The sequence below is a fragment of the Bacillus sp. FSL R9-9834 genome (assembly GCF_038006905.1).
Lineage (GTDB): Bacteria > Bacillota > Bacilli > Bacillales > Bacillaceae_G > Bacillus_A > Bacillus_A pacificus.
In genome coordinates this window covers 1,248,890-1,275,372 of the sequence record NZ_JBBOWD010000001.1, presented here as the reverse complement: position 1 = coordinate 1,275,372, position 26,483 = coordinate 1,248,890, and the positions used below count along the sequence as shown (strand labels likewise).

26 protein-coding genes and 1 pseudogene are annotated in these 26,483 nt (G+C 36.2%); 11 read left to right on the top strand and 16 right to left on the bottom strand.

Annotation, left to right across the window (positions count from 1 at the left end; translation table 11 throughout):
• Positions 1-54 precede the first annotated feature (54 nt).
• From MKY00_RS06640 to MKY00_RS06630, 3 genes are all read left to right on the top strand, one after another.
• Positions 55-1,215: an FtsW/RodA/SpoVE family cell cycle protein gene (locus tag MKY00_RS06640; RefSeq protein WP_000655328.1), complete on the top strand. Its 1,161-nt coding sequence runs from the start codon at positions 55-57 to the stop codon at positions 1,213-1,215.
• A 74-nt stretch (positions 1,216-1,289) separates the two neighbouring features.
• Entirely contained in the window at positions 1,290-2,030 is a 741-nt protein-coding gene (prpE, locus tag MKY00_RS06635; protein WP_000872682.1) for a bis(5'-nucleosyl)-tetraphosphatase PrpE, read from the top strand.
• 131 nt (positions 2,031-2,161) lie between these two features.
• Positions 2,162-3,550 (top strand): peptidase G2 autoproteolytic cleavage domain-containing protein, encoded by a 1,389-nt coding sequence (locus MKY00_RS06630; RefSeq protein ID WP_016716872.1) that lies wholly within the window; start codon positions 2,162-2,164, stop codon positions 3,548-3,550.
• 48 nt (positions 3,551-3,598) lie between these two features.
• Here the strand turns inward: MKY00_RS06630 and MKY00_RS06625 are convergent, their stop codons facing one another.
• The 4 genes from MKY00_RS06625 to MKY00_RS06610 are packed head-to-tail and all read right to left on the bottom strand — an operon-like array spanning position 3,599 to position 6,364.
• Positions 3,599-4,492, bottom strand: coding sequence for an RluA family pseudouridine synthase (locus tag MKY00_RS06625; RefSeq protein ID WP_016716871.1), 894 nt, complete (start codon positions 4,490-4,492; stop codon positions 3,599-3,601).
• A gap of 15 nt (positions 4,493-4,507) precedes the next feature.
• Complete coding sequence (locus MKY00_RS06620; RefSeq protein WP_000673185.1) at positions 4,508-5,305, bottom strand: NAD kinase; 798 nt, start codon at positions 5,303-5,305, stop codon at positions 4,508-4,510.
• A gap of 18 nt (positions 5,306-5,323) precedes the next feature.
• Positions 5,324-5,962, bottom strand: coding sequence for a GTP pyrophosphokinase (locus MKY00_RS06615; protein ID WP_001081482.1), 639 nt, complete (start codon positions 5,960-5,962; stop codon positions 5,324-5,326).
• Positions 5,963-5,992: 30 nt separating this feature from the next.
• Positions 5,993-6,364: a UPF0738 family protein gene (locus MKY00_RS06610; RefSeq protein WP_001180003.1), complete on the bottom strand. Its 372-nt coding sequence runs from the start codon at positions 6,362-6,364 to the stop codon at positions 5,993-5,995.
• A gap of 146 nt (positions 6,365-6,510) precedes the next feature.
• Here MKY00_RS06610 and MKY00_RS06605 point away from each other — a divergent pair, with 146 nt between their 5' ends.
• From MKY00_RS06605 to MKY00_RS06590, 4 genes are all read left to right on the top strand, one after another.
• Entirely contained in the window at positions 6,511-7,089 is a 579-nt protein-coding gene (locus MKY00_RS06605; RefSeq protein ID WP_016716870.1) for a CYTH domain-containing protein, read from the top strand.
• A gap of 180 nt (positions 7,090-7,269) precedes the next feature.
• Positions 7,270-7,668: a globin domain-containing protein gene (locus MKY00_RS06600; protein WP_000043383.1), complete on the top strand. Its 399-nt coding sequence runs from the start codon at positions 7,270-7,272 to the stop codon at positions 7,666-7,668.
• Entirely contained in the window at positions 7,668-8,561 is an 894-nt protein-coding gene (locus MKY00_RS06595; protein WP_000360652.1) for a ClpXP adapter SpxH family protein, read from the top strand. Before MKY00_RS06600 ends, MKY00_RS06595 begins: the two co-directional genes overlap by 1 nt.
• Positions 8,562-8,790: 229 nt before the next feature.
• Positions 8,791-8,964, top strand: coding sequence for a hypothetical protein (locus tag MKY00_RS06590; RefSeq protein ID WP_000754593.1), 174 nt, complete (start codon positions 8,791-8,793; stop codon positions 8,962-8,964).
• 117 nt (positions 8,965-9,081) lie between these two features.
• Here MKY00_RS06590 and pepF read toward each other — a convergent pair whose 3' ends face one another.
• From pepF to mecA, 4 genes are all read right to left on the bottom strand, one after another.
• Entirely contained in the window at positions 9,082-10,908 is a 1,827-nt protein-coding gene (gene pepF / locus MKY00_RS06585) for an oligoendopeptidase F (protein WP_000003391.1), read from the bottom strand.
• 50 nt (positions 10,909-10,958) lie between these two features.
• Positions 10,959-12,203 carry a competence protein CoiA gene (locus MKY00_RS06580; RefSeq protein WP_016716869.1) on the bottom strand — a complete coding sequence of 415 codons (1,245 nt, stop codon included), beginning with the start codon at positions 12,201-12,203 and terminating at the stop codon, positions 10,959-10,961.
• An 80-nt stretch (positions 12,204-12,283) separates the two neighbouring features.
• Positions 12,284-13,828: a cardiolipin synthase gene (locus MKY00_RS06575; protein ID WP_000799204.1), complete on the bottom strand. Its 1,545-nt coding sequence runs from the start codon at positions 13,826-13,828 to the stop codon at positions 12,284-12,286.
• A 72-nt stretch (positions 13,829-13,900) separates the two neighbouring features.
• Positions 13,901-14,584, bottom strand: coding sequence for an adaptor protein MecA (gene mecA, locus MKY00_RS06570; protein ID WP_000350722.1), 684 nt, complete (start codon positions 14,582-14,584; stop codon positions 13,901-13,903).
• 339 nt (positions 14,585-14,923) lie between these two features.
• On the opposite strand from mecA, the gene MKY00_RS06565 reads away from it, so the two are divergent.
• On the top strand, positions 14,924-15,598 hold the full coding sequence (locus MKY00_RS06565; RefSeq protein WP_000362602.1) for a TerC family protein: 675 nt from the start codon (positions 14,924-14,926) through the stop codon (positions 15,596-15,598).
• A 49-nt stretch (positions 15,599-15,647) separates the two neighbouring features.
• On the opposite strand, the gene spx is transcribed toward MKY00_RS06565, so the two are convergent.
• On the bottom strand, positions 15,648-16,043 hold the full coding sequence (gene spx / locus MKY00_RS06560) for a transcriptional regulator Spx (protein WP_000258267.1): 396 nt from the start codon (positions 16,041-16,043) through the stop codon (positions 15,648-15,650).
• Positions 16,044-16,635: 592 nt separating this feature from the next.
• Between spx and MKY00_RS06555 the strand changes: the two genes are divergently transcribed.
• Positions 16,636-16,839: a hypothetical protein gene (locus tag MKY00_RS06555; RefSeq protein ID WP_000559976.1), complete on the top strand. Its 204-nt coding sequence runs from the start codon at positions 16,636-16,638 to the stop codon at positions 16,837-16,839.
• 28 nt (positions 16,840-16,867) lie between these two features.
• Here the strand turns inward: MKY00_RS06555 and MKY00_RS06550 are convergent, their stop codons facing one another.
• Complete coding sequence (locus MKY00_RS06550) at positions 16,868-18,514, bottom strand: peptide ABC transporter substrate-binding protein (protein WP_000728614.1); 1,647 nt, start codon at positions 18,512-18,514, stop codon at positions 16,868-16,870.
• 352 nt (positions 18,515-18,866) lie between these two features.
• On the opposite strand from MKY00_RS06550, the gene MKY00_RS06545 reads away from it, so the two are divergent.
• The gene (locus tag MKY00_RS06545; RefSeq protein WP_029141083.1) at positions 18,867-20,312 is read left to right on the top strand and encodes an MATE family efflux transporter; all 1,446 of its coding nucleotides are present in this window, start codon (positions 18,867-18,869) and stop codon (positions 20,310-20,312) included.
• A gap of 86 nt (positions 20,313-20,398) precedes the next feature.
• On the opposite strand, the gene MKY00_RS06540 is transcribed toward MKY00_RS06545, so the two are convergent.
• Both MKY00_RS06540 and MKY00_RS06535 read right to left on the bottom strand, forming a co-directional pair.
• Entirely contained in the window at positions 20,399-21,088 is a 690-nt protein-coding gene (locus MKY00_RS06540) for a hypothetical protein (RefSeq protein WP_016716867.1), read from the bottom strand.
• Between the two features lie 19 nt (positions 21,089-21,107).
• A complete protein-coding gene (locus MKY00_RS06535) occupies positions 21,108-21,614 on the bottom strand; it encodes a matrixin family metalloprotease (protein WP_029141081.1) in 507 nt (168 codons plus the stop codon).
• 401 nt (positions 21,615-22,015) lie between these two features.
• On the opposite strand from MKY00_RS06535, the pseudogene MKY00_RS06530 reads away from it, so the two are divergent.
• A pseudogene (locus tag MKY00_RS06530) lies at positions 22,016-22,405 on the top strand (helix-turn-helix domain-containing protein); the annotation flags it as partial.
• A 101-nt stretch (positions 22,406-22,506) separates the two neighbouring features.
• On the opposite strand, the gene MKY00_RS06525 reads toward MKY00_RS06530, so the two are convergent.
• From MKY00_RS06525 to opp3b, 4 genes are read right to left on the bottom strand one after another with little or no spacing between them, the layout of a single operon-like run.
• The gene (locus tag MKY00_RS06525; RefSeq protein WP_000166342.1) at positions 22,507-23,442 is read right to left on the bottom strand and encodes an ABC transporter ATP-binding protein; all 936 of its coding nucleotides are present in this window, start codon (positions 23,440-23,442) and stop codon (positions 22,507-22,509) included.
• Entirely contained in the window at positions 23,435-24,478 is a 1,044-nt protein-coding gene (locus MKY00_RS06520) for an ABC transporter ATP-binding protein (protein ID WP_000854346.1), read from the bottom strand. Before MKY00_RS06520 ends, MKY00_RS06525 begins: the two co-directional genes overlap by 8 nt.
• Before the next feature lie 18 nt (positions 24,479-24,496).
• On the bottom strand, positions 24,497-25,513 hold the full coding sequence (gene opp3C / locus MKY00_RS06515) for an oligopeptide ABC transporter permease (protein WP_000974100.1): 1,017 nt from the start codon (positions 25,511-25,513) through the stop codon (positions 24,497-24,499).
• Positions 25,510-26,439 carry an oligopeptide ABC transporter permease gene (gene opp3b, locus MKY00_RS06510; RefSeq protein ID WP_000534165.1) on the bottom strand — a complete coding sequence of 310 codons (930 nt, stop codon included), beginning with the start codon at positions 26,437-26,439 and terminating at the stop codon, positions 25,510-25,512. The genes opp3C and opp3b overlap by 4 nt, the downstream gene beginning before the upstream one ends.
• Positions 26,440-26,483 lie beyond the last annotated feature (44 nt).

Below are 26,483 nucleotides of genomic sequence, written 5' to 3'. Positions count from 1 at the left end.
TTTTATCATGACATGATCCATATACTTACTAGGCGATAGAAAGGAATACACACATTGAAAGATTCAAATTCTCAATATCAAATAGACTACGTATTGCTATTCATTTTATTTGCCATTGGGATTGTTAGTTGTTTTGCAATTGCAAGTGCACAAGCCTCTTTACCACCATTTTTACAACATGTAAATTTTGTATTAAAGCAAATCCAGTGGTACTTCATTGGATTCATAGCCATTGGTATGATTATGATTATCGATTTCGATCGTTATCAAAAAATTGCTTGGTATTTATATAGCTTTGCATTGGTACTACTTATTGGACTAGAATTTCAAGTACCAGGTGCCGTTACAATTAAAGGTGCGACTGCTTGGTACAGGCTCCCAGGCATCGGAAATTTCCAGCCTTCCGAAATTATGAAATTGTTTTTAATTATTGTCATCGGACGAATTATAGCTAATCATAATGAGAAATATTTTTACCGAACAATACACGACGATTTTCTATTACTCGGAAAAATATGCGCAACAAGTTTGCCGCCACTACTACTGATTGCAAAGGAACCTGATTTAGGAAACACGATGGTAATTTCAGCTATGCTCGCAGCAATGATATTAGTTTCTGGTATACGTTGGCGTTTTATTTTCGGGTTAGTTTCCGGTATCTTTGTAGCTGGCTTTACATTAACGTATATTTTTTTCACTCATACAAAATTCTTTAAAGCACACATTTTACAAGAATATCAATTAAATCGCTTCTACGGCTGGTTAGCGCCATACAAATATGATGCGCAAGGCTATCAATTAAGACAAGCTTTCTTAGCTACCGGATCAGGAGAAATGCAAGGAAAAGGTTGGGAAAATGGACAAGTATACTTTCCAGAACCACATACAGATTTTATTTTCACGAATGTCGCTGAGCAATTCGGATTTTTAGGCGCAAGCGTCATTATTGCACTTTTTTTCCTACTTATTTTCCGCATGATTCATATCGCTATAGAAAGTAATGACCCTTTCGGTAGTTACATCTGCGCTGGTACAATCGGAATGTTTACTTTTCAAGTATTTCAAAATATCGGGATGACAATCGGATTACTACCTATTACAGGCATCACACTACCCCTTATGAGCTACGGAGGAAGCTCCTTACTCACATACATGATAGCGATTGGATTTGTTTTGAACGTCCGCTCAAGAACGAAAATCTTTATGTTCAACTGAAGCACAAAAACGGTATATTTTTATCTCTATCCTTTTTTAGATATACTAATGAAAAATATGATGGAGGTTTACATATGAAATATGACATTATAGGGGATATTCATGGATGCTTCCAAGAGTTTCAAGATTTAACGAAAAAACTCGGATATAACTGGAATAGTGACTTGCCGATTCACCCTGATCAACGCAAGCTTGCTTTTGTTGGCGATATCACAGATCGCGGTCCTCATTCATTACGTATGATTGAAATTGTATGGGAACTTGTCATAAATAAAAAAGTAGCGTATTACGCTCCGGGAAATCACTGCAATAAGCTATACCGATTTTTCCTTGGACGTAATGTGACAATCGCTCATGGACTCGAAACAACTGTTGCCGAATATGAAGCACTGCCTTCTCATCAACAAAACATGATAAAAGAAAAATTCATCACACTTTACGAGCAATCCCCTTTATATCATGTACTGGATGAAAAAAGGTTAATTGTGTGTCACGCCGGCATTCGGCAAGATTACATAGGAAGACAAGATAAAAAAGTACAAACCTTTGTATTATACGGCGATATTACAGGAGAAAAACATGCTGACGGCTCTCCTGTCCGTCGCGACTGGGCGAAGGAGTATAAAGGAACAGCTTGGGTTGTATATGGACATACACCCGTAAAAGAACCTCGCTTTGTAAATCATACAGTCAATATTGACACTGGTGCTGTATTTGGTGGCAAACTAACTGGACTACGTTATCCTGAAATGGAGACTGTTTCCGTTCCTTCCTCCCTGCCTTTTGTCCCTGAGAAATTCCGCCCAATTTCATAACCCATATGTAAGGATTACCGTATCATTTAGGCGTCTCTCATATAAAAACTGGGTAAAGTCATTAAAAAAAGATGCAATAAAGTGCATCTTTTTTTAATGACACGGCATATACTGTCGCAGGAGGTGACAGAATGAAGAAAAAATCTTCTAAACAAAAAAGAAAATGCCCGCCTTTTTATCTGCCCATGTACGGAATTAACAACTGGTGCAGCATTCGAGCTGCAGCTGTAGAAGAACTGGAAGAACAAGAGGCTTCCACAAAAAACAAAGATAGACCAAAATATGTCTCATTACAGAATGCTGTAATGAGCCGCATAATTGATAATAGAAAAGCAAAGATGCAGCAAAAAAATAAACCTCTCTCTACTCATATTGAACAGATTGTGCCTTCTGAGCAAGTAGAGAAGAATACAGAAGAAAACAGCCCTGTAGCAATAAATAAAAAAGCGGAAGCAGAAATTCCAGCTGCTATTATAAATCAAGTGAAAAAAATTAAAGAAGCATTAGTACCATCAAGTGATATACAAACAGAAAAAACGATTATCATTCAGACCCCTACATCTGAAAATACAAAAGTAAAAAAAGATGGGCGGTATGCATATGCAGAGGGTCTTCACTCTCATGCAGAGGGTACAGCTTCACATGCAGAAGGACTTCTGACACATGCAAAAGGTTCTTTCTCACATGCAGAAGGATCAAAAACGAAAGCAACTGGACATAGTTCCCATAGTGAAGGAAGTGAAACGACAGCATGTGGCTCCTATTCTCATGCAGAAGGTAAACATACAATCGCTTTAGGCGAAGCAGCTCATGCAGAAGGAACCGCGACTATCGCTAACGGATTTTCTTCTCATGCGGAAGGTAATCATACATCAACAGCTCATTTTGCAGGTAGCCATATTATGGGACGATTCGGTACAGCAGATGAATCTTATTCTTGGTTTATTGCAAACGGCACAAATGAAACCGATCATAATATCGGTGCAAAGTGGCTTGCTCATAATGGAGAAATGTACATTGATGGCGCTTCTTACAATGCAAGCGGAACAGATTTTGCACAAATGTTTGAAACAGTAGACAATACTTTTATTGATGTAGGTTATTTCGTTACATTTAGTAACGAAGAAAAAATTCGAATCGCTACTTCAAACGATTCATTCATCTTAGGAATATCTAGCGCCACCCCCGCTCTTATAGGAAATAGCGGTGCTTTAAGTTGGCAAAAACGCTATAAAACAGATAGCTTCGGAAAACGTCAATATGTACGTACGGAATCGCAAGACATACAACCTCTTTTAAATACAGAATGGGATCCAGCTTGCAAATATATAGCAAGAAAAGACCGTAACGAGTGGCTTCCTGTTGGATTAATTGGACAAATGTTAGTACGTGATGACGGCACTTGCGAAACGCATGGATATTGTCGTCCAAATAATGATGGCATTGCTACAAAATCTGAAAGTGGCTTTTTCGTTATAAAGCGCACGGGTGAAAACCAAATTTTAATATTATTCCGCTAAGAAAAAAGGGAACAAAATTCTTCGTTACATAAGAATTTTGTTCCCTTTTTAAGTATGTCTTAATACCGCTTGCATATCGCTTGGAATCGGTGTAGCGAAAGACATTTCTTTCTCTAAAATAGGATGATAAAACGTCAAGGATGTACTGTGAAGCGCTTGTCGCTTCATTTCATCTCTTTTTCCACCATATAAATTATCGCCAAGTAGCGGATGTCCTATGTGCGCCATATGTACACGAATTTGATGCGTTCTCCCTGTATCGAGCTCAAGTGATACGTGCGTCTTATGATTGGCGCTATCGATCACTCTAAAATGAGTAACGGCTCTTTGCCCATCCTCACAAACGGTTCGCTCAATAATGCTATCCGATTTTCGTCCAATCGGTGCGTCAATCGTTCCTTCTCTTTCTACCATCTCACCGTGAACGATCGCTTCATACGTTCTTTTCACAGCTTTTTGTTGATGCTGTTTCGATAAAAGATGATGTACGAAACGATTTTTTGCAATAAGCATAAGCCCTGAAGTATCACGATCTAACCTCGTTACGATGTGCACCGTACTTGCAAGATATTGCTTATCATAATGAGATAAAAGTGCATTTGCAACACTTCCAGCCGGATGTTCTCTAGACGGAATCGTTGACATGTTCGCCTCTTTGTTTATGACAAGAACTGCATCATCTTCGTATACAATACATAAAGGGATATCTTCTGCAATCATCCCTTCACTTCTTTCCTCCACTGGAAAAAAGACACGTAATTCTTCACCAGCTTGCAACTGATGGCGAACGCTCGCATGTTGACCATTTACTTCAATAGCTCCGCCGTGAAACTTTATATCCGTTAATGCGGCTTTGGAGATCCCTTTTGTTTTTAAAAATTCTCTAACCAAAGTTCCTTCCTCAGCCGAGTCTATATCCCATTTCAATGTAAATCTGTTCAAATATATAAACCCTTTCTATTTATCTGCAACAAACGAGTCACGAACTCGTTTCCAGAACGGAAATGGTCGGAAACGAACAAATCGTACTTTCTCGTTTGCCACGCGATACTGAATTGATTTCACATCTTGATGAACCATCGTTAAATGGTCCACCGTAATTTGTAAGTTCATTCCTGCAGTCGGCTTCAGCACGCATGTATGATGTTTCGGCAATACGAGCGGCGAACCTACCGTACGAAACACACGGTTATTAATAGATGCCATTTCCGCAATTTGAATCGCTTCAATAGAAGGGTGAATAATTGCTCCGCCAAGCGCCTTATTATACGCAGTACTTCCCGAAGGAGTAGAAATACAAAGGCCATCCCCGCGGAACGTTTCAAAGTACTCTCCGCGTATTTCCACTTCTGTTACTAATGTACCTTCTGCACTTTTCACAGTCGCTTCATTCATCGCTAAATACTGTGACTCTTTACTCCCATTCACATAGCGAATAATCACTTCTAAAAGCGGATATTCCACCACTTGGAATGGTGTTTTAGCAATTGCAATTACTAATTTCTCTACTTCTGTCGGTAACCAATCTGCATAGAAACCTAAATGCCCTGTATGTACACCAACAAATGCTGTTTCATCCAATCGATTATAATAACGATGAAACGCATATAAAAGCGTTCCATCTCCCCCAACAGAAATTACAATATCGGGTTCCTGTTCATCCATTATAAATCCAAAATCTAGCAAGTATTCTTTCATCGTGCTTGCCAGTGCATCTGATGATTGATCTCCCTTTGACATAATTGTAAATTTCATCGCCCAACACCCTTTAGTTTATGATTCGGAATCTTTCGTTTCTTGCTTTCTTGAAAAAGCTTTCTGCGCTTCTTGAATTTCAAGACGGATAGAAGACATTTCTTCATCTAATAAAAATGCTGCTTCCGCTGCACGTTGCAAGCGTATTTTAATATCTTCAGGAAAACGCCCACTATATTTATAATTTAAAGAATGCTCAATTGTTGCCCAAAAGTTCATTGCTAGCGTACGTATTTGGATTTCTACCAATACTTTTTGTTCACCTTGAATCGTTTGAACGGGGTAACTAATGACAACATGATAAGAACGATAACCGCTATCTTTCTTCTGCGTGACGTAATCACGTTCTTCCACGATTTCAAAGTCATTTCGTTTTCTAAGATATTCTACAACAGGCTTAATCTCATCAACAAATTGACACATCATTCGAAGGCCCGCGATGTCTTGCATATCTTCTCTTAGCCTGTCTAACGGTACATTTCTCTTCTCCGCTTTATCAATAATACTTGCAACCGACTTTACCCTTCCTGTTACAAACTCAATTGGAGAATGCTCTGTTAACATTGCAAATTGAGTACGCATTCCTTTTAGTTTCACTTTCAGCTCTGCCACCGCTTGGTGGTAAGGTGCTAAAAATTCTTCCCAATTTCGATTCATTTCAACCACCACCAAAATCAATCCATTTGCTTATAGAAATACTTTTTCTACAGCAGTTACTAGTTCTTCTCCGTAATTTGCATTACCTTCAATATTTTCAACTAAATATTCTACTTCTTCTTTTAAACCTTCTAATTCCATTTCAATGTCATTCACGCGAACGAACATAACCACGTCGTTATTCATCGCTTCATGCATTGCTTCCCAGCATGTATGCGGAATGCTTACATAAATGAAAGATGATTCGTTTTCTAAGATATATAAAAATGATAAATTATCTGAGTCTACAAGTACGTGATTACGCGCACTTAACTCCTTTACCTCTATTTCACTATTTTCCGCACAAAAAATAAGAGCATTCTCTCTCTTTTCTACGCTCTTAACTTGGATTTTATTTTGCATGCTCTAACTCCTCCATCTCAACTTCCTGTCTTACTTAACAGTATTATTGTATCATAACATGGACGCAAACAAATAAAACATTGAACCAAATTTGTGAAAAAGCGATAATGTGTAAAGAATTATTTTTCAAAAGGAGCGCGCATACAATGACACAAGAAATTGAAATTGAATTTAAAAATATTGTTACAGAAGAAGAATTCAATACATTATGTAAATCATTCTCTATTGAAGGATTTACGAAACAGGTGAATCACTACTTTGAAACACCGAGCTTCTCATTAAAAGAAGCTGGCTCTGCACTTCGTATTCGTCATAAAGGAGCAACTTATACATTAACATTGAAACAACCTGCAGAGGTTGGTTTATTAGAAACACATCAAGTCGTAACAGAAGAAGAAGCAAGAATGATGATGGCGACAAACGTAATCATTCCAGGGGCTGTAACGGATCAACTACACAAATTACAAATCCCTGTTTCTGCTTTAACTTATATGGGTAGTTTAACAACTGAAAGAGCCGAAACACTATTTGAAGGCGGAACGCTTGTCTTTGATCATAGTTTCTATTACAATCACGATGATTATGAAATTGAATTTGAAGTGCAAGATGAAGAAGCAGGCAAAGCTTCATTTATTCATTTGTTAAAGCAACACGACATACCAATCCGTCATACAAATAATAAAGTAAAACGCTTTTTCCTTGCCAAACAAAACAAAGCACGCTAAAGTGAAAATTCCACTAGTGAATACGTTCTACTAGTGGATACATCTCACTTTTTGAAAAAGAAAAGATTCTTTTACATCTGTAGAATAAGCAAAGAACGTTATGAAGGCTGTTTATTTGCCCTCCCTAACATTCCATTGCTACAATAGATATACATTTCATGGAAAAAGGAGTTTAAAAGGATGAGCAAGCAACCGATGACACCATTTGAAGCAATTGGCGGTGAACAATGCATTGCAATATTAGTAGACACATTTTATTCCTATGTCAGTAAACACCCTGACCTATCTCCCATCTTCCCGGATGATTTAACAGAAACAGCTAGGAAGCAGAAACAATTTTTAACACAATATTTAGGTGGTCCTAATTTGTACACTGAAGAACATGGTCATCCTATGTTAAGAGCACGCCATCTCCCGTTTGAGATTACTCCAAAACGAGCAAAGGCTTGGCTATCGTGCATGGAGCAAGCAATGGATGACACAGGAGTGCACGGTCATATAAGAGAGTTCGTTTTTGAACGTTTAGCATTAACTGCTCAGCATATGGTTAATACTCCAAACGAAACAGGTGAAATATAATGGATAAACAGGAAGCAAAGCATATCAATATGCCATCTCCTTCCGCATGTGAGCATAAGTCTGTAGAAGCATATTTATTTATTGATCCACTTTGTAAAGATTGCTGGGAAATTGAGCCCTTTATTATTAAACTATGGCTTGAGTACGGGAAATACTTCTCTATTCGTCATATCGTAACAGGAAAAGTGGACGGAACGAACGCTTCCTCACACAAATGGAATAAACCTGCTAATATTCGATTTGTGTGGGAAAAGACAACAAGTTTACAAGGTTTTTCATGTGATGGAAAGGTACATATGCAAGAAGCATCGTCAACACCATATTTAGTTTCGATGGCAATTAAAGCAGCGGAGTTGCAGGGCCGAAAAGCAGGTTCGAAGTTTTTGCGAAAACTCCAAGAATACATTTTCCTTGAAAATGTATCAAATCCTGACTGCGAATTATTACTTGCATGCGCAAAAGATAGCAATATTGATGTAGAAGAATTTAAAAAAGACCTATATTCCGCTAGCGCAAAAAAGGCTTTCCAATGTGACTTAAAATTCACAAATGAAATGCATATTACAGAAATACCTTCTCTCGTATTCTTTCATGCAAATTCAGATGAAGAAGGTATTAAAATCGCTGGAACGTATTCCTACGACGTCTACGTACAATTATTGAAAGAACTTGTAAAATGTGAAATCGAGCCAGAGCCATTACCACCTTTAGAAGTATTACTGGAAGCGACACAATTTATCTCTTCAAAAGAAGTAGCATTTATATATGACTGCTCGAAGCAAGAAATTGAACGTGAACTAAAAAAATTACAACTGAAACGAAAAGTACAAATGATTGACGTAAAATGTGAGCGTTATTGGAAATGGATAGCAAAAGAAAAAGACCTGGTGTAAACACCAGGTCTTTTTCTTTACGGCTTATAAAAATATTAAAGGGGATGGGAGAAATTTTCACGTTCAAACAAAGGGGTATATGTTTGTATGTGAATTCGTTCACGCTTATTATATTACAAGATTCGACGTCAGATGACAACCCCTTTTGTCGAATTTCACACTTTTGTCACATTCTAAACGTTTTCATTTTTGAATAAGCTATAAAAAAGCTATTTTGGAGGTGTTTTGTATGAAAAAAACGTATATTTTACTTATCATTCTAGCCGTCATCGTTTCTTTTTTCTTGTACATCCTCTCTCTACTACAAGCTTTTCCTAAAATGATTGCCTTTCCTCTTTTATTCGGAGTCATTGTCATCGCTCTCTCTTATTTCAACCATAAAAAACGATTTAAAGGGTTTTAATGAACTGTAAAACTGCCTTCTAGTTTAGAAAAAAGAAGACAATTCGATTTATTTTCTCGACAAATATCGACAAAATGACATCAAGAAAAAGACGAGGCAAATTCCTCGTCTTTTCTATTACTTCTCTTCAAATAATAATGCTTCTAATTCATTTAATTTCTCTTCAAATACTTGCAATGCTTCTTTTACCGGTTCTGGAGATGCCATATCTACTCCAGCTTTTTTCAGCACTTCAATTGGATAATCTGAGCTTCCTGCTTTTAAGAACTCATTAATGTAACGTTCTACTGCTGGTTGCCCTTCTTCTAAAATTTGTTTAGATAGAGCCGTTGCTGCACTAAATCCTGTTGCGTATTGGTATACGTAATAGTTGTAGTAGAAGTGCGGAATACGAGACCACTCTAAACCAATTTCTTCATCAATTACTAAAGCATCACCGAAATATTTCTTATTTAAATCATAGTAGATCTCCGTTAGCATGTCTGGTGTTACCGCATGTCCCTCTTGTACTTTCTTATGAATAATATGCTCAAACTCTGCGAACATCGTTTGACGGAATACAGTACCACGGAATCCTTCTAAATAATGATTTAATAAGTATAGACGCTCTTTCTTATCTTCTGTCGTTTTTAATAAATAATCGTTTAGAAGCGCTTCATTACAAGTTGATGCTACTTCCGCAACGAAGATTGAATAATCCCCGTATACGTGCGGCTGCGTTTTTCTTGTGTAGTAACTATGGACAGAATGGCCAAATTCATGAGCAAGTGTAAATAAATTATTTACATTATCATGCCAGTTCATTAAAATATAAGGATTTGTTCCATATGCACCAGATGAATATGCTCCGCTTCGTTTTCCTTTATTCTCATACACATCTACCCAGCGATTTTCATATGCTTCTTTCAAAATATCAACATACTCATCACCCAGTACATGTAAAGACTTTAATAACATGTCTTGCGCTTCTTCATACTTCACATTCATTTTCACTTCTGGTACAAGTGGTGTATATAAATCATACATATGAAGCTCATCAAGCCCTAGTGCACGCTTACGAATATCAATGTAACGATGTAGCAAGTGTAAATTATCATTTACAGATTGAACAAGTTGATCATACACCGCTTCAGGAATATTATTATTACTTAATGCTGCTTGACGTGCAGAGTCATATTTACGAACACGTGCATTGAAATTATTACGCTTTACAGCTCCGCTTAACGTACTTGCAAATGTGTTCTTATATTTTCCGTACGTTTCATATACAGCTTTGAATGCATCTTCACGCACACGACGATCATCACTTTCTAAAAACTGAATGTAACGGCCATGTGTAATTTCTACTTCTTCTCCATCCTCACCTTTAATAGATGGGAATTTCAAATCCGCATTATTCAACATACCAAATGTATTACTTGACGCACTCATTACTTCAGATGCTTCTGCTAATAAAGCCTCTTCCGCTTCAGATAATACGTGAGGGCGTTGACGCGTAATTTCTTCTAACGCATGTTCATATACACTTAATTCTCTATTTTCTTTCAAGAATGTTTGCAATGTATCTTCTGAAATCGATAAAATTTCAGGCACAATATATGCTGTGCTACTAGATACTTGTGAATATAAATTTGTTGCACGGTCATTTAACGCTTGATACACAGAGTTTGTTGTATCTTGATCGTAACGCATATGTGCATATGTATATAGCTTACCTAATCGCATTGAAATTTCATCTTCATATTGCAATGCTTCAAGTAAATTGTTCGCAGAGTCACCAAGTTTCCCTTTAAATTCAGTTAACTTCGGTAATAGCTCTTTAATAGCTTGGAATTCTTGTTCCCATTCTGCATCTGTTTGGAAAATATCTTCTAATCGCCACGTACTTGATTCTTCAATCTCGTTACGATCCGGTAATGTTTTTGCTGTGTTTTGTTCAGACATGCTTTAAGCCCTCCTTTAAATATCTCTACTTACATACAATTCGATTTTTCTTATGTAATTCCTTCACGATCAGTCTTTATTATATCCGCTTTTCCTTCTCTCATGTTGTACTTTGCCTCAAATAAAGATAAGGCATACGCTAAACTACTTTCATCATATTTCATAACTTCCTCCTCTGTTTTTACCATAACTATCCCCCGTATTTTCTGGTACTTATAAGTCCCTACTTTACGTAATACACCTGTATAGCATAAAAATGTCATATACTCAGTAACTGCTACTTTCCATATATGCTGTGAAAAGTACGGGAGCATACGCCTTTTCGTATACTTTTTTATATAACTCCACACGTATGGAAGGGAAATATAATCCCCTACCGCAAGCTCGCCTATACACTTCATATATAAAAAAGCTTGCCATATAAATGGATTTGTTTGAAAAGCAAATGAGGCCGGAAGCGGCACACCAATTTCAGAAGGGAAATTTGCTGGGGTACATTTACAGTGATATAAGAGGCGTAATAGTGATTTATGATTATAATTCCAAATAGGCAAAGCATTTTTGCGAAAATAGTCCTTTCGCTTCTTCCATTCTCGTTCTAATATCTCCTTTTGAAAAGGAACAGAAGAAAAGAGCATTTCAAAAGTAGTCGTTTCAATTGGTAAGTATATAATATGTGAGAAAGAGACGCTTGTAGAAAACGAAGTGAGAAACGCGCATTTCATAAATGATTTTTGTTTCGAACAGAAGAAAATAAGAAGTGGTTGAGGATAAGATTGTAAGGAGAAAGCCCTAAGGGAGGAAAATTTCACCCAATAGGCAGAGTGCTTTTTCAATTGATTTCCACCAATAATCCAAATGACCTGTATACCAGCTCGCCAATACGAATAGGTTCGTTTGTACAGCTGTTCTATAGAGAGATTCGCGCACTGGTATTCAATCGCAACTTTTCTCCCTGCTCTCTCTATGAAAATATCTGGTCGCTGCTGAATCTCTGGTAAATAATGCTCTATATCTACATGAAAGTTTTGACGTTTGAACCATTTATATAACAATTCTTTACCGTGCCTATGATACATAGATTCTGCTTCATAAAAGGCTAAACATGAATCTTCTTTCTTATGAGCAAAATGCCACTTTTTTTGTTTTCCTAATCTCATTAGTACTTTTTTCCCACAAGCTATGCAAAAGAAGCTTTCCCTTTTCCGCATACGATGTAAAATCTCTTCATCATGATGATAGAGTAGATGAATTTTCTCTCCGTTTTCTCTTTTGGCAATAAACATCGGAATCACACCCTTTCAGCTCCTTATATTCTACAATTTATTACAAATTCCTTTTAAAAAAGAGATGTCCCAATTTCGGACATCTCTTTTTATAATAATGGCGATAATAACCGATACGTTGATTCAACAATTCTTCTATGCAGACGCCTTTTATGAAAACGATCGACGTGAATTTCACTGGATTCTTCTAAATCGTCTTTAAAATCTTGAACAAGTTTTCGAATGCTATCTGTATCATATAAAAAGGCATTTACTTCAAAGTTCAAATGAAAACTTCTCATATCCATATTTGCTGTCCCAATTGAAGCTAAATCAGAATCGACAATGACAACTTTACTATGAAGAAAACCTTTTTCGTATTCATATATCTTTACCCCTGCATCTAAAAGCTCTGGGAAGTATGACCTTGATGCATAAAAGACAGTGCGCTTATCAGGCTTACTCGGCATTAACAAACGAACATCGATACCAGCAAGTGCCGCTACTTTTAATGCGGACAAAATATCATCATCCGGGATGAAATACGGCGTTGCAATCCAAATGGATTTCCGCGCAGAAGCAATCATGGCAAAATATAAATGTTTAATTGTTTCCCATTTATTATCCGGTCCACCTGCAACGAGCTGCACGCCTCCCCAATGCTCCCCCTCAACTGCTTTCGCTTGTAAATATTCAGGGGCTAGCACAGCCTCACCAGTCATATAAAACCAATCTTGAAGGAAAATAAGCTGCAAACTTTGCACAGCTTCACCACGTAAATATAAATGTGTGTCTCGCCAAAAGCCGAAGTACTTATCCTTCCCTAAATATTCATCACCAATATTTAATCCACCTACAAATCCTTCATTTCCATCAATAATAACGATTTTTCGGTGGTTTCGATAATTAATCTTATCGTTTAAAATCGGAAAGCGTACAGGGAAGAACGGAATCATTTCGACACCTGCGTCGTTTAATTCTTCAATATATGATTTTGATAATTTAAAACTTCCAACCGCATCATATAAAAAACGAACGACTACGCCTTCTTTTGATTTTTGTATTAAAATATCTTTAATTTCTGTTCCAAGCTTATCATCACGCACAATGTAATATTCCATATGAATGTGATGTTTCGCTCGTTTTAATCCATCTAAAATAGCCTGAAACGTTTCATCTCCATTTGTTAATGTTCTCGTTTCAGTTTGAAATGAAATATTTAAAGCGCCTAAGCGATCCGCTAAACGAAATAACAGCTCTTGATGCTTATGATTGCGCAAAATCCGTTCTTCGTAATCTTCATGCCCCTTATATTGTAAAAACGCTTGTTCATCGAGCAACGCCTTCTTTTGGAACATTCTCTTCCTCCGAAAGTTCTGTCCGAATAATAAATAAGCGAAAAATCCAAATACCGGAAAAATCCCTAACACAATGAGCCATGTAAGTGTTTTTGACGGATGACGGTTCTCTAAGAAAATAACGCAGCCAATTAAAAATGCAGATACCGTAAATAAAATACTAATAATACCTAAAATCGAAACATCTTTTATCCCAATTACATCCGAATAAAACGCTACATCAATAAACATACGTAATGACACAAATAATGCAAACAATAGTAACACAAAAAAAATCAACTTTAACGTATTTTTCATCTCTTACCTCCTTACTAAGAAAGCTTTCCTATTCTTCATATAAAAAGCCGATTTCATACTACAGAAATCGGCCTACGTTTTAGCAGGAAAATTATTGCGAATTGTTTCAAGCGCATGCTCTTTCACAATTTGTTTCCCATACTCACTTACACGATGAATTGTTAAAGTTGATTCTTCCCCGTATTCTAAAACAATGCTTAAAATGCGATCAATTTCTTCTTCATCATGTAGCACTTCATCGAATTCCACATATACATAATAGCGGTCCTCAAATGAATACAGCTCATCTTTTATATCTTCAAAGATAAGACGGTGGCTTAATGAAATGACATCTTCAAAATCATTAAACTTAATTAAAAAGCCAAACGTACCATCTTCGTTAAAGTTTGTACCTGCTTGTTCTTCTACCTCTTCCACTACTTCTTGCTGGAATAATGATTCAATACCTTCATCTAGAGGAATGTCTATAATTTTATCTACACCTATTGGTAGTTCTAGCTTTTGTCCATCCTTTGAAAGTTCTGCTTTCGTTACAAGTACTTCAATCCCTTTATCGACTGCTTGCACTTGAATCCATAACGGCCCATCAATAAAGAAATCGTCATGATCACGAGCTTCGTCCATCATTTCCCAAAAGAGCTCTTCGCTTCTTTCGCGGTCATACCAAATTTCCTCACGATTAAAGCCTCTGTCCTCTATATCAATGTACGTAATAAAAAATTTCATCGTATGATCATTAATTCTTTCAATATCCAAAATACAACTCTCCCTTCCTGCTTAGAATTGTTATGAAGGGATTCCCCACTCATATGACAAATCAATAGATTCTTGTACTCTCATTTTATGATAAGATTCTCCAGAATGGAAATAAAATCGATTTATTTTACAAAAATAGTTATATACCTATCTTCATTCAATGGTATACACAAATATATCATTGTGGCGATTACTCACTTATAAAAAATTTGGACATACATTTCCATCTTCCCCCGTACACTGTAATAAAGTGAAACTTTTATTAGAGAAGATGCTTTAGTCCTTTTCACCACATACATATAGTTCGCTTATTAAAACATCATAAATGGAGGCAGACGAATGGACTTAGAGTTTTTAACATCTGTACTAATGATTGTCGGTATCGATGTTGTATTAGGTGGTGACAACGCAATTGTCATCGCACTAGCTAGCCGAAATTTACCTGAATCGAAACGAAATAAAGCTATTTTGATCGGTACTCTTTTAGCAATCGTACTAAGAATTATCCTTACTATACTAGCTGTCTATTTGCTGGACATTCCATTTCTGCAACTTATCGGGGGCATTTTACTTACATTCATTGCAGTAAATTTACTAACTGATAATAGCAACGATCTTTCTTCTATTCAAGGAAAAACAACTTTATTTCAAGCTGTGCGTACAATTGTATTCGCGGACCTTGTTATGGGATTTGACAACGTTATCGCCATTGCAGGGGCAGCTCACGGAAGATTTTTACTCGTAATAATCGGTTTACTCATTTCTATCCCGATTATTATTTGGGGCAGCAAACTCATTTTAATACTTATGGAACGCTTTCCATTCCTCATTTATTGCGGGGCAGCAATTCTCGCTTATACAGCAGGAAAAATGGTCACACATGAAGACAGACTGGCAACCTTTTTTCATAACAACCCAAGTTTCACTGCAGGCATTCCTTACTTATTTATTTTCACCATCTTATGCATCGGTTTTATCGTTCAACGAGTTCGATTACGAAATGTGAAACATTAAAAAAAACCTTCTACTATATAATAGGTAGAAGGTTTTCATATTATTATAATTAATTTACAAGACGCTGTGCTTCACGTAATTGGAACGTTCTTACTGTACGTGGTAAGAAACGGCGGATTTCGTCTTCATTGTAACCTACTTGAAGGCGTTTCTCGTCAATCATAATTGGACGACGTAAAATCCCTGGATAGTCACGAATCATCTTATATAAATCTTGAAGTGGTAAAGACTCTAAGTTTACATTTAATTCTTGGAAAACTTTCGAACGAGTAGAAATAATCTCATCCGTTCCGCTTTCTGTCATACGTAAAATCTCTTTAATTTCCTCAATCGTTAACGGGTCTGAGAAAATATTACGTTCTGTATAAGGAATATGATTTTCCTCTAGCCATAATTTCGCCTTTCTACAAGACGTACAGCTTGGAGAACTATATAATGTTACCATACAAAGCTCACTCTCCTTAAAGAGTACAAATTCTGTACTAATTACAGTTTAAATTTCTTAATTCAGCAATTTTTCGCGATACCTTGTCTTAAAACAAAGTGCAAAAATTGCTTTTCATGTAAGCAACAACTTTTAGTAAACAACAATTACTTTTAATAAGTAACTTCTATAATCATTATACAATAGATTTTGCAAGAAATATACAGTAAATTTCCTTCTAATTGAGAAAACTCTTCCGTGTATTTCACTGCTATGTAACATAATTACACTTACTTCATCTGTTCTTTAACAATAATCTTCAACCCTCTTAACGCTTGCTTTTCATAGATTTTTCATATGATTTATAGTTATTTCCTCATAATCTTTTCTATAAAAAAGAGAACGTTTTCTTACCTTTTTTTGATAAATCAATTAAGAAATGTAAGACTATATAAGTGAGAATCAAAGGAACGTTTGTTCTTATTTTAACAAACATTCTCGTTCATGTCTATACGATTTCTAAAATATATTAAATATTTTTCTGACATTTCTTTCTTTTTCATCTTTTATCTCATACAATAAAAATACAGACAGGCAAAGGGGGAATTTGCAAATGATTGCTTTTTTTATTGATTTTGTCACTGTTGCTGCCCTCATCATCGGAATAACAGCATTGATTGGTGTCATTACAAATAGCATTGGTGAAAAACTCTTTGGCGGAAAAGAAAAGATGAAGTTTGTTAATAAAAGTTTGGATGTACAATCCGGCTGGAACGAGGTTGGCGGGAAAGGTATTTATAAGAAACGTACGTATTAAAAAAAGCAGGCAATTACCTGCTTTTTTCTTATTTCTCTACTGACGCCCATTTAAAGCTTAAATCGCCGCCATATTTATGGTTGTACATATTTTTAATGGAATCTCTTTGTAAGTATGCTCTACCACGTTGATATACCGGTACAATCGCAGCGTCATCAAGTAACATTTTCTCTGCTTCTAGTAAGCTTTTCCAACGAGCATTTACATCGCTTCCATCTTTTTTCGCTTTCATGATGATCTCATCATATTTCGGATTAGAATATTTCATTTTATTTTGTGATCCATCAGTTACAAACATATCAAGATATGTAATTGGATCTGGGAAGTCTGCACTCCATCCAGAGAATGACATGACGAAATCGCCCGCATCTTCCAATTTTAGTTTTTGCGCGAATGGTTGTTGTTTAATTTTCACTGTTAAACCTGGTAAATTCTTTTCTAACTCACCTTTTAAATATTCCCCTGTTTTCTTCGATAATTCAACATCTTCGTTTAATAACTCTAATTCGATTTCATTTTTACCAAGCTCTTTTTTACCAGCTTCCCAATATTTCTTCGCTTCTTTCACGTTTGGTTTTACAATATCTCCATTTACAGCACGGAAGTCCTTTTTATCCGGTCCTTTAATGAAGTTATCAGGAATTAATCCTGTCGCTGGCTTAGAACCGTTATTTAATAATGTATCAACGAACGGTTTACGTTCAAAAGCAAGTGAAATTGCTTTACGAATATTTTTATTTGCTAACGCTGGATCTTTTTGATTTAAACGAAGGAAGAATACAGATGTATCTTCTACTGTTTGGAAATCTGGTTTTCCTTTATATTTATCGATGAACTCCGCTAATAACGTCGCTCGATCGACTGCGTTTGTTTCATATAAATTAATTGGTGTAGACGTATCTTTAACAATATTAAAGTTTACTTCCTCAATCTTCACTTCTTTATTATCCCAATATGACGCGCTCTTTGTCATTTTAAAGCTACGTTCATGTTGCCAATCACTTAATGTAAATGGTCCGTTATAAAGTGTTGTATTCGCTTCCAAACCAAACTTCGTACCTTGCTCTTTCACAAACTTTTCATTCACAGGATAGAAGATTGGATATACCATTAAATCTACAAGATATGGAATGGAATTATCTAATTCCACTTCTAATGTATAATCATCAATCGCCTTTACCCCTAATTGGTCCGGACTCATCTCTTTTTTATTAATTTTCTCTGCATTTTTTATATCATACATAATGTACGCTGATTTCGCAGCTGTATCTGGGTTAATCGCTCTTTGCCATGCGTATACGAAATCTTTCGCTGTCACAGGCTCACCATTTGACCATTTTGCGTCTTCACGTAATGTAAATGTATATTTTTTACCGTCTTCTGACTTTTTGAATTCCTTCGCTACACCAGGAACTAGCTTATCATCTTTTCCTAAACTGTATAAGCCTTCCATCGTATTAGTCATTACTCTTGAAGAAACCGCATCAGCTGATAACGCTGGATCCATCGTTGGAATTTCTTGCGTTTCAATTAAATTAATGACTTGCTTTGCACCGCTTTTCCCGCTATCCCCTTTTGCGTTCGCTTGCGGTTCATCTTTTTGGTAGCTACATGCCCCTAACATCATGCTCATCGCTACTGTTGATACTACAAAAACTGGCATCTTTTTTTTCATATTTCCACCCTCCACAAAAATGTTAGCCCTTTCATTTTCAAACAAATAGAAATATATATATGTTCCAATAATTCATATTATACACACAAATATATTTTTTGTATATTTATATTTCTATTTTATTAAAATTTTCTGTTAAAAAATAAACCTTTGTAAACGTTTCATATTGTTGATTTTCCTTACTGAAATGTCAAAAATAATTATTTTTATATTTTTCTAAATTATTAGATAAAAATAAATTTTATATTCTATAATACTTTCTGCATAATTATCCTTCTGTTTTTATCATAAAATAGCGCTCCCTTCATAATAAAGATATGTAGGTTAAAATGAGTGCAAAGGTTAAGAAAGTATGTTACGATACACTTTGCTAAAAATAGATATCGGTAAAGAGGGGACGGACATGACAGCAATTCAGGCAAAAAACGGGCCCACTGAGAAATTAAGTTTATTCTTATTAACATGGCCTATTTTTCTAGAAGTTTTTCTATTTATGTTAATGGGGATCGCTGATACTTTCATGTTAAGTGCATTATCAGACGATGCTGTATCTGGGGTTGGTGCAGCGAATCAATATCTCCATATCGCTATTTTGGTACTAGAAGTCATCGGGAACGGCGCAGCTATCGTCGTATCTCAATACCTCGGTTCCAAACGTTTTATGGAAGCATCTAAAATATCAGCTTTAGCCGTCACATTAAATTTAGTGGTCGGAATCGTTATAAGTGCTGGTTTTCTTTTATTTTCAAAACATATGATGATGGCGATGAACTTACAAGGCGATGTACTTATATATGCACAGAGCTATTTATCTATCGTCGGAGGAGCTATTTTCCTTCAAGCTATTATTAATTCATTAGCCGCAATTATCCGCGTACATGGCTTCACAAAGCAAGCGATGTTTATTTCACTTGGAATGAATATTATTCATATCGCTGGAAACTACGTACTCATTTTCGGGAAATTTGGTTTTCCAGAGCTTGGTGTACAAGGGGCTGCCATTTCTTCTGCTGCCAGCAGGCTAATCGCGCTTATCGTTTTCTTCTGGTTACTGTACCGCGTTATGGAGTACCGTGTGAAATTACAATACTACTTCACCTTATCAAAAGAATACATCGGAAAAATTTTAAAGATTGGGATTCCATCTGCATTTGAGCAGGTTATGTATCAAGCTTGCCAAATTGTCTTCTTATACTATGCAACATATTTAGGAACGGAATCGTTAGCGGCTAGACAATACGCTACGAACATTTCTATGTTCACTTATTTATTCGCTATTGCAATCGGTATGGGAACTGCAATTATTATTGGGCGCCTCGTTGGCGGTGGTGAAAAAGATGAAGCGTATGAACGTGTATGGAAAAGTGTAAAGTGGGCGATTGGTGTCACTTTATGTATGGTTGCTCTCGTTATTACATTCCGCACACAATTAATGGGACTATTTACAGATAATCCGCACATTATTTCGTTAGGTGCAAGCGTTCTTTTACTAAGTGTACTACTTGAAACAGGACGTACGATGAACATCGTCATCATCAATTCACTTCGTGCAGCTGGTGACGCAAAGTACCCAGTTTTAATCGGCGCATTTTCTATGGTGTTAATGAGTTTACCACTCGGCTACTTTTTTGCCTTCCATTTAGATATGGGGCTCGTTGGTATTTGGCTAGCAATTGCTATTGATGAATGGACACGTGCCATTATTATGTTCTTCCGCTGGAAAAGTAGAGCGTGGGAGCGTTATGCACTTGTTAAACCTCAAGAACAAGAGGAGATTGTTTCTGTTCAGGCGCAGTAGCACTCCTTTAATCGAGATGCAGTCATTTATAAATGAAATTCGCATTGGAGAAAAGCTGTTCCAACAAATTGTTGGAACAGCTTTTTTTAATTATACTTTTCAATTTCTATCTTCAATTCGTCAATATTCTTATTAGAAATCGTATCCGATATTGTATGATCCACTTGATTTTTTAAAATATATGTTTGGTTATCTTGTTTCTTTTTAACACTTAATCTCTCTTCGTCTACATGTAATAAGTTTGACTGTAAATACGCTATATCATTTTCATCAAACATTATAGAAAATGGTTCAATTGCACCAAAGTAATGATTCATATTTTCATCTTTTTTCAAAAATAACATGTATTTCTTCCCAATCTCCGGCTTTATATAAAGAGGGTCTTCATTTACAACCTTACTATTCGAATCATCGATTTCAATTTGTTCTGCGTATCGATAATTAATTTTCATTCTACCTTGTAAAGGGTCTCCTTTTAAAACTTCTTTTACGTTAAAATTGTATAAATGCCCCTCTACATAATTCTCCTGATCTTCTTGACTAATGTCTTGTGGATTACGCGCCATATTCCAAGTTGAATCAAAGCCATCATAATTGCCTATTGCAACTACATCGGCTTCCTTAACCATGTCTTCTAATCTACTTGTGGATGGAAAATCTTTAGTTATTAAAATTATTTTATCTTCGACTTCTTCAAAATAAATACTATATCCCCCTATACCTAAGAAAATTGCGAAAGGGACTGTCAACAAAATGAATTTCAATTTTTTATTCATTATATATCCCCCCTTACTTTCACTTATAAATTGCATTTACACCATTCACATCATCTTTTTGAGGAACATGCATTTTGGTACGATCTCTATCACTATTCATAATAGATGTCCCTGTATTATGATCGAGTCCTAATGCATGTCCTAATTCATGAACAGCCGTACTTTTAGCAACATTTGATTTCGTGATATTTGTATTACCTGCATTAATGTCTCCAGAAAACTTCGTAACAATTTTATTATTTAATTGAACACTCATTCTTCCATAATATGTGGACGAGGATTCATACCACGAATTTAATGTGTGTACCGAAGATCCGTGATAAAAAAATTTGGCATTAGCCGCACTATTTTGCCAAGATGAAATAGCATCCTGCCAACCACTCTTTATTACACTGCTTCCCAATAAACGGTCACCCCATTTAAAACTCTGATTTTTTGTCGATAATTTGTATCCTGTCTTTTCATACGCATGTGACACATTAAAACTACTACCTACTATGAATACTATCCCAATAGCGACGAACATCGAAATAATTTTCTTCAGCAAATTGCTTCCTCCCCATTATTTTTAATAGATACTCGTTCTCTTTCATGATTGTATAAATCTTTTCGTTTACTTTACAAAAACGCTTTTATTTCAAAAACACATCATGATGTATATCTACATATTAGTACTATCTCTTTCACCAATCAAAATAATAAAATCAGCTTTTCCTACTAAAAAACACTTATTTTTTAGTCTCGAAATAGAAATAAACTTATGGAAAATTCTTTTTTATAAGTTTAAATTAAGTAACAACAATTGAGATAAACTAATTTTAAAACCAATCTATCCTGTCATCCCTTCCATCAATAAAAAAGCCATTCTTCTGAACTGCACCTCCAATTGTTAGACACAGTCTAACAATTGGAGGTGCAGTTTTTTGTATGACAAAATTTACGAAGGATTCAAAGGTAACGCTCGTTCAAGGATTTAATCCAAAAATAATTTCTCAAACCGCATATGTAAAACAGATGCATGTTACAAAGGCACAATTTCAATACTGGTTGCGCCTATACGAACTCCATGGGGAAGAAGGTTTACACGAGGTCTATACAAATTACACCGTAGAGTTTAAACTAGACGTACTAAATTTTATGGCTCAATCGGGTATATCGTTAATGGATACAGCGGCTATATTCACGATTCCTTCTTTTACAACGGTTTATCAATGGAAGAAGCAAATTGAAGTAGGTGGCTTAGATGCCCTTGAACCAAAGAAAAAGGGGCGTCCATCCATGAAAAATAAAAACACAAAACGGATAAAGGCAAAATTAAAAGTGAGCCCGGTACAATACCGGGCTCACTTTTATCAAGCTACCTAATGAAATAACCGTGTCTAACTTTTAGGGGTCACTTCAGGAGAATGGATTTTTTATTATTGATAAATCTCTTTATATTTCTTATACTCCGCTTCAGAACATAATACGAAATGTCCTGGGCGAATTTCACGCATTGTCGGTTCTTCACTACCATAATTGTGCTGAGATGGATCGTATACGATACGTTTACGATTGCGCTCATAATCTGGATCTGGAAGTGGAATTGCTGATAATAGTGATTTTGTATATGGATGAATTGGATTTGCATATAACTCATCACTTGTTGTTAATTCAACGATTTGACCACGATACATTACGCCAATGCGGTCACTAATGTATTTTACCATTGATAAATCATGGGCAATGAATAAGTATGTTAATCCTTTTTCTTTTTGTAACTTTTTCAGTAAGTTTACAACTTGTGCCTGAATTGATACGTCAAGTGCTGAGATTGGCTCATCGGCAATGATAAATTCAGGTTCTACAGCAAGTGCACGAGCGATACCGATACGTTGACGTTGTCCACCTGAGAATTCATGCGGGAAACGGTTTGCGTGCTCTTTATTTAAACCAACTGTGTTTAATAATTCATGAACACGGTCCATACGATCTTTTTTGTTTTTCGCTAATCCGTGAATATCAATACCTTCTGCAATAATATCCCCTACTGTCATACGCGGGTTTAATGATGCATATGGATCTTGGAAAATCATTTGCATTTTACGGTTGAATTTCTTCAGTTCTGCGCGTGATTTTTTACCATGTACATTTTCACCATCAAACAATACTTCACCAGCAGTTGCATCATATAAACGAATGATCGTTCTTCCAGTTGTTGATTTACCACAACCTGATTCTCCTACAAGACCAAATGTTTCTCCGCGGTAAATATCAAATGAAATATCATTAACCGCTTTGACAACACCACCACTCACGTCGAAGTGCTGCTTTACATTTTTTACTTCAATTAATTTCTCACGTTGTTTAGTCATGTTGTTCACCTGCTTTCATTTGAAGAATGCGTTTTTCAACGACTGCCGGCGGTTTTACTTCTGGAGCTTGCTCATGAAGTAACCAAGTTGCCGCATAGTGTGTATCACTTACTTTAAATAAAGGTGGGTCCATTTCAAAATCAATTTTTAATGCCTGTGGGTTACGTGGTGCAAAAGCATCTCCCTTTGGCGGCTTCAATAAATCTGGAGGCGTTCCAGGGATTGCATATAACTCTTCTTCTGAACCATCTAAACTTGGCATAGATGCGATTAAGCCCCAAGTATATGGATGTTTTGGGTTGTAGAAAATTTCATCTACAGTTCCGATTTCAACAACTTTACCAGCGTACATAACTGCTACGCGGTCCGCAACATTTGCCACTACACCTAAGTCATGCGTAATGAAAATGATTGCTGCTTCTGTTTTTTGCTGAATGTCCTTCATAAGCTCTAAAATTTGCGCCTGAATTGTAACGTCTAGCGCTGTTGTCGGCTCATCCGCAATCAATAATTTCGGGTTACAAGCTAACGCCATCGCAATAACTACACGCTGCCTCATACCACCAGAGAATTGGTGCGGATATTGTTTTAAACGAGCTTCTGGATTTGGAATACCTACAAGGTCGATTAATTCCAACGCAACTTTACGTGCGTCTGCTTTACTCATCCCTTGGTGTTTAATAAGGCCTTCCATAATTTGATTTCCAATTGTCATCGTTGGGTTTAATGATGTCATTGGATCTTGGAAAATCATCGCGATATCTTTACCACGTACTTGCTGCATTTCTTTTTCTGTTAATTTCGTTAAGTCACGACCTTCAAATACGATTTCACCATTTTTAATGCGTCCAGGAGGATTCGGAATTAAACCCATTAACGCTTTAGAAGTAACTGATTTCCCAGAACCAGATTCTCCTACAATCGCTAATGTTTCCCCTTTTTTCAAATCAAAAGTAACGCCGCGTACAGCTTGTACTTCACCTGCATGTGTATCAAAGGAGACTTGTAAATCTTTTACCTCTAACAATGTTTTCATCTTTGCCTCTCCCCTCTTTTACTTACGCATTTTTGGATCTAACGCATCGCGTAATCCGTCTGCCATTAAGTTAAATGCTAAAATTAATATACTGATGACAACCGCAGGAATGAACATCATATGCGGATACGTTTGAATTGATTTATAACCGTCATTTACAAGAGAACCTAGTGATGCGAATGGTGGCTGAATACCTAAACCGATGAAGCTTAAGAACGCCTCACCAAACACCGCTGTTGGAATTGTAAACATTGTCATTACGATAATTGGTCCCATTACGTTCGGGATTAAGTGTTTTACAATTAATTGTGTATTTGTTGCACCTAATGTACGAGATGCTAATACGTATTCTTGGTTTTTTAATTTTAAGATTTGTCCACGAACGATACGCGACATCCCTATCCAACCTGTAATTGCCATTGCGAGTGTAATTGACCATATACCAGATCCCATAATGATTACCATTAAAATAACGATGATTAAGTATGGAATACCGTTAATAATCTCCATAATACGTTGCATAATGTTATCTACTCTACCGCCATAGAATGCTGAAATACCTCCATATGCAACCCCAATTATTAAGTCAATTGCTGCTGCTAAAAGAGCGATATATAATGATACGCGTGTACCTTCCCATGTTCTTGTCCATAAATCGCGTCCAAGATCATCTGTACCAAACCAGAAATACTCTTTAATATCACGTTTTTCATATTGGTCAACACCATATTGATCTGTACCGTCAAATGGTAACCAATGAACATTTTCAATAACTGGAATTTTCGGTGGCAATTTTGCACGTCCTAAATCTTGCTCTTTATACGAGTGCTTACTTACCATCGGTCCGAAGATTGCTAGTAAGATAATAAGCGTTAATAAAACTAAACCGAACATTGCTCCTTTATGTTGGAACAAACGTCTTCTTACATCTTGCCAAAACGTTAAGCTTGGACGGGCAATGACTTCATTATCCACATTATTTTGATTAGCTTGTTGAAATAAGTCTGGAGATAATTTTTGTACATCTTTCATCATTTTTTCCCTCCCGCTAAACGAATACGAGGATCAATAATTCCGTATAAAATATCAACAATGAAAATAACTAAGATGAAGATCGCACTATAGAAAATTGTAGTTCCCATAATAACTGTATAGTCATTCACTGTAATAGATTTAACGAACTGTTCCCCTAGTCCTGGTACAGCATAAATTTGCTCAATAACTAATGTACCTGTAATTAACCCTGCAACCATTGGTCCTAAAATTGTTACAACTGGAATTAACGCGTTACGAAGGGCGTGTTTGATAATGATAACGCCTTGGCTAATTCCTTTCGCTTTCGCTGTTAAAATGTAGTCAGCTTGCATAACTTCAATTAACTCTGCACGAGCGAAACGTGCGATTGTTGCAATAACTGCCATCGATAAAGCGATTGTAGGCATTACTGTAAACTCTGGTCCTTTCCAGAATGCTACTGGGAACCATCCAAGTTTTACCCCTACGAAATATTGTAGTAATGCGGCAAATACGAACGATGGTACCGACATCCCGAGTACGGAAATAATTGTCGCTCCATAATCGACCCACGTATTGTTACGAAGTGCCGCAACGATTCCTAAAATTAAACCGATAAATGTTCCTAATATAATCGCTTGTAAACCAAGTTGTGCTGATGGTCCAATGCGATCCACAATCATGTCTGTTACTGGACGGTTATCATATTGGAATGATACCCCTAAATCACCTTTTGCTAAGTTACCTAAGTAACGTGCGTATTGAACTGGTACTGGATCATTTAAGCCATATTTTTCAAGAATGATTTCTTTTTGTGCCGGTGATAACTTCTCCTGGTTTTTAAGCGGAGAACCCGGAAGTAATTTCATTAAAAAGAAAGTCAGTGTAGTAATTAAAAATAATGTCAAAGCCATGTACACGAAACGTTTTAATACATAACGTCCCATAGTCAAGCACCTCCCCGTTTTTCTCAAAAGCAATAAGATAGTTT

Excerpts from the sequence above, each read along its gene's own strand:
- opp3C (WP_000974100.1), bottom strand. The coding sequence starts at position 25,513 with ATGATGAAAGATGTACAAAAATTATCTCCAGACTTATTTCAACAAGCT.
- MKY00_RS06600 (WP_000043383.1), top strand. The coding sequence starts at position 7,270 with ATGAGCAAGCAACCGATGACACCATTTGAAGCAATTGGCGGTGAACAA.
- MKY00_RS06520 (WP_000854346.1), bottom strand. The coding sequence starts at position 24,478 with ATGAAAACATTGTTAGAGGTAAAAGATTTACAAGTCTCCTTTGATACA.
- MKY00_RS06610 (WP_001180003.1), bottom strand. The coding sequence starts at position 6,364 with ATGCAAAATAAAATCCAAGTTAAGAGCGTAGAAAAGAGAGAGAATGCT.
- pepF (WP_000003391.1), bottom strand. The coding sequence starts at position 10,908 with ATGTCTGAACAAAACACAGCAAAAACATTACCGGATCGTAACGAGATT.
- MKY00_RS06550 (WP_000728614.1), bottom strand. The coding sequence starts at position 18,514 with ATGAAAAAAAAGATGCCAGTTTTTGTAGTATCAACAGTAGCGATGAGC.
- opp3b (WP_000534165.1), bottom strand. The coding sequence starts at position 26,439 with ATGGGACGTTATGTATTAAAACGTTTCGTGTACATGGCTTTGACATTA.
- MKY00_RS06605 (WP_016716870.1), top strand. The coding sequence starts at position 6,511 with ATGACACAAGAAATTGAAATTGAATTTAAAAATATTGTTACAGAAGAA.
- MKY00_RS06620 (WP_000673185.1), bottom strand. The coding sequence starts at position 5,305 with ATGAAATTTACAATTATGTCAAAGGGAGATCAATCATCAGATGCACTG.
- MKY00_RS06545 (WP_029141083.1), top strand. The coding sequence starts at position 18,867 with ATGTTACGATACACTTTGCTAAAAATAGATATCGGTAAAGAGGGGACG.
- MKY00_RS06575 (WP_000799204.1), bottom strand. The coding sequence starts at position 13,828 with ATGAAAAATACGTTAAAGTTGATTTTTTTTGTGTTACTATTGTTTGCA.
- prpE (WP_000872682.1), top strand. The coding sequence starts at position 1,290 with ATGAAATATGACATTATAGGGGATATTCATGGATGCTTCCAAGAGTTT.
- MKY00_RS06540 (WP_016716867.1), bottom strand. The coding sequence starts at position 21,088 with ATGAATAAAAAATTGAAATTCATTTTGTTGACAGTCCCTTTCGCAATT.
- MKY00_RS06595 (WP_000360652.1), top strand. The coding sequence starts at position 7,668 with ATGGATAAACAGGAAGCAAAGCATATCAATATGCCATCTCCTTCCGCA.
- MKY00_RS06535 (WP_029141081.1), bottom strand. The coding sequence starts at position 21,614 with ATGTTCGTCGCTATTGGGATAGTATTCATAGTAGGTAGTAGTTTTAAT.
- MKY00_RS06555 (WP_000559976.1), top strand. The coding sequence starts at position 16,636 with ATGATTGCTTTTTTTATTGATTTTGTCACTGTTGCTGCCCTCATCATC.
- spx (WP_000258267.1), bottom strand. The coding sequence starts at position 16,043 with ATGGTAACATTATATAGTTCTCCAAGCTGTACGTCTTGTAGAAAGGCG.
- MKY00_RS06565 (WP_000362602.1), top strand. The coding sequence starts at position 14,924 with ATGGACTTAGAGTTTTTAACATCTGTACTAATGATTGTCGGTATCGAT.
- MKY00_RS06615 (WP_001081482.1), bottom strand. The coding sequence starts at position 5,962 with ATGAATCGAAATTGGGAAGAATTTTTAGCACCTTACCACCAAGCGGTG.
- MKY00_RS06525 (WP_000166342.1), bottom strand. The coding sequence starts at position 23,442 with ATGACTAAACAACGTGAGAAATTAATTGAAGTAAAAAATGTAAAGCAG.
- MKY00_RS06630 (WP_016716872.1), top strand. The coding sequence starts at position 2,162 with ATGAAGAAAAAATCTTCTAAACAAAAAAGAAAATGCCCGCCTTTTTAT.
- MKY00_RS06590 (WP_000754593.1), top strand. The coding sequence starts at position 8,791 with ATGAAAAAAACGTATATTTTACTTATCATTCTAGCCGTCATCGTTTCT.